This window comes from Devosia sp. (assembly GCF_017307565.1).
Lineage (GTDB): Bacteria > Pseudomonadota > Alphaproteobacteria > Rhizobiales > Devosiaceae > Devosia.
In genome coordinates, this window is sequence record NZ_JAFKHD010000278.1 from 1 (window position 1) to 2,967 (window position 2,967).

General features: G+C 62.7%; 2 protein-coding genes. Both read left to right on the plus strand.

All coding sequences use genetic code 11. The features are described 5' to 3' along the window. On the plus strand, positions 1 to 326 hold a 326-nt coding region (locus tag J0I64_RS08630), incomplete at its 5' end, for a response regulator (RefSeq protein ID WP_291407178.1). Positions 327 to 552: 226 nt separating this feature from the next. Continuing rightward, the coding region (locus J0I64_RS08635; protein ID WP_291407179.1) for a methyl-accepting chemotaxis protein at positions 553 to 2,967 on the plus strand (2,415 nt) is incomplete at its 3' end.

A 2,967-nucleotide genomic window follows, 5' to 3' on the forward strand; every position in this document is an offset into this window, starting at 1 on the left:
GTAAGTATATTTTGAACCAGCTCGGCTTCAAGGACATCATCGAGGCCAAGTCCGGGCGCGATGCTTTGGGCAAGCTAGAGCAGTCCAATGTCGATCTGATCATTTCCGACTGGAACATGGACGACATCGACGGGCTGACGCTACTCAAGGTGATCCGCAAGCATCCGCGCACCCAGGCCATGCCGTTCATCATGGCGACCGGCCGTTCCGACGCCGAGCAGGTGAAGGAAGCCATTTCGGCGGGCGTCAACAACTACATCATCAAGCCGTTCGACGTTTCGACCATGAAGAAGCGCATCGAAGCGGTGATCGGCGCGTTGACCTGATCGCGTTACCAATCGCCAATTTGAAGGCGCCCGCAGCCAGGTGGTTGCGGGCGTCTTCGCGTTTTGGGCCCCGGTACGTTTCGGCCGTAAGCGTAACAAGTAGTTAAGCCTCAATATGTAACGATTGCAGGACGAAAAATCACCGGTCACGTGCGGGGAGGATGACGCGCGATGACTTGGCGTGGCCACGGGGCCACAGCATTGAGTTTTGCTCGGGGGAACGAGGGTGAGCTTTATTTCGCAGCTGCGCATTGCGCAGAAACTGCCATTGGCTTTGGTCGGCTCGGCGTTGGTGGTAAGTGCCGGCGTTGGCATTGCCAGCTATTTCATTGGTCTGGGCACCGTGCAGGAGCAGCGCGACCAGTCGATGCAAGCATCGCTCAGCACTGCGACGACGCTGGTGAACGAGTACTTTTCGAGCGCCGAGGTTGATCTCCGGCTTTTCGTGCAGCGCTCCGATACCGTTACGGCAATGAAGAACCTGACCCGCGCGGTTGAGGAACTGCGCATGGGGCTCAAGGAGCGCGCGGCGCTGCAATTGCAGGCTGCCTATGTGACCGACAATCCCAATCCCGCAGACCGCGCTGCGGTCGACAGCGTCGGCGCCAAGGGCGCGACTTATGATGCCCCGCACAAGCGCTTTCATCCTGGCTTCCGGACGCTGCGGCTCGAGCGCGACTATTCGGACGTGCTGCTGATCAGTGCCACCGGCGATGTCGTCTATTCTGTTGCCAAGAACCCTGACTTTGCCGGCAATGTGCTCACCGATCCCGCGCTGGCATCGTCCGGGCTCGGGCAGGCTTTTGCCGCGGCCAAGGACCTTGCCGATGGCTCGGCTGCCTTTGTCGATTTCTCCTTGTATGGTCCGGCCGGCAAACCCGAAAGCTTCATGGCCATGCCGGTCTATGACAAGGACGAGAATACCGGCGTGATGGTGCTCTCGATCTCGCCGGCGGGCATGAGTGCGCGCGTGTCCGAGCTCTCGGGCATGGGGCGGAGCGGGGAAGTGGTGGTGGTGGGTCAGGATGGCCTGCTGCGCAGTGAATCCTCCAAAACCGAGGGCGAGGACGTGCTGGTCACGACGCTCACTTCGGACGTCGTGGCTTCGGCTCTGGCTGGTCAGTCGGGCGAGGGCATGAGCCTTGATTATCGCGGCGCGCCCATGGTGGTGCGCGCGGCGCCGGTCAGCGTTGGTGGCGTCACCTGGGCCGTTACGGCGGTGCAGCCAGAGGAAGAGGCCTTTGCGCCTGTCGTCAGCATGCGCAACATGACGCTGCTGGTCGGTGGCGTGTTGCTGGTCATCGCTGCCATTGCCGGGTTCTTCTTTTCTCGGTCGATCAGCCGGCCGATTTCACGCCTGACTGGGACGATGGAAAACCTGGCAAGAGGCGACCTGACTGTCGAAGTCGAGGGCGGGGCGCGCGGCGACGAGATTGGCGCCATGGCGCGGGCGGTGGAAGTGTTCCGCCAAAATGGCGTGCGCATGGCCGAAATGACCGAGGCGGAGGCCGCGTCGATCATTCGCGGCCAGGCCGAGCGCGCTGCCATGATGCAGCAATTGCAGCGCTCCTTCGGCCATGTGGTGGATGCGGCGATTTCGGGCGATTTCTCGCGCCGGGTCGAGGCGGAATTTCCCGATGATGAGCTCAATGCCCTGGCCCGCTCGGTCAATGGGCTGGTTGAAACCGTCGATCGTGGCGTGGGGGAAACCGGCGTGGTGCTGTCGGCGCTTGCCAATACCGACCTTACGCAGCGCATGAACGGCGAATATCAGGGCGCGTTCCTGCGCCTCAAGTCCGACGTCAATGCGGTGGCGGATCGATTGACCGACGTTGTCGGGCAGTTGCGTACGACCTCGGGGACGCTCAAGGCGGCGACGGGAGAAATCCTGTCGGGCGCCAATGATCTTTCCGAGCGCACGACGCGGCAGGCCGCGACGATCGAGGAAACCTCAGCAACGATGGAACAACTGGCCGCGACCGTGCTGCAGAATGCGCAGCGGGCGCAGGAGGCCAGCGCTGCCGCGGGCGATGTGACGCGATCGGCCGAAGTGGGCGGGCAGGTCATGGCGCAGGCGACCGAAGCCATGGAGCGGATCACGCAGTCTTCGGCCAAGATTTCCAATATCATCGGCATGATCGACGACATCGCTTTCCAGACCAACCTCTTGGCGCTCAATGCTTCGGTGGAAGCGGCGCGGGCCGGGGAGGCGGGCAAGGGCTTTGCGGTGGTGGCGGTGGAAGTGCGGCGCCTCGCGCAGTCGGCTGCGAGTGCCTCGGCAGACGTGAAGCAGCTCATCGAGCAAAGCGCCAATGAAGTGAAGGGCGGGACCCGCCTTGTCGGGGATGCCGCCGGCAAGCTCGAAGCCATGCTCGAAGCGGCGCGGTCGTCCAATGCGCTGATGACCGGGATTGCCCGCGAAAGCCAGGAGCAGGCTTCTTCCATCGAAGAGGTCAACGCGGCGGTGCGGCAGATGGACGAAATGACCCAGCACAATGCCGCGCTGGTTGAGGAGATGAACGCCTCGATCGAGCAGACCGAAGCGCAAGCAACCAAGCTCGATGGCATTGTCGACATTTTTGCCACGGACGTTCGTCAGGCGGCGCCGGTTTCTCAGTCGCGCGATGTGCCGCAGGGCGGC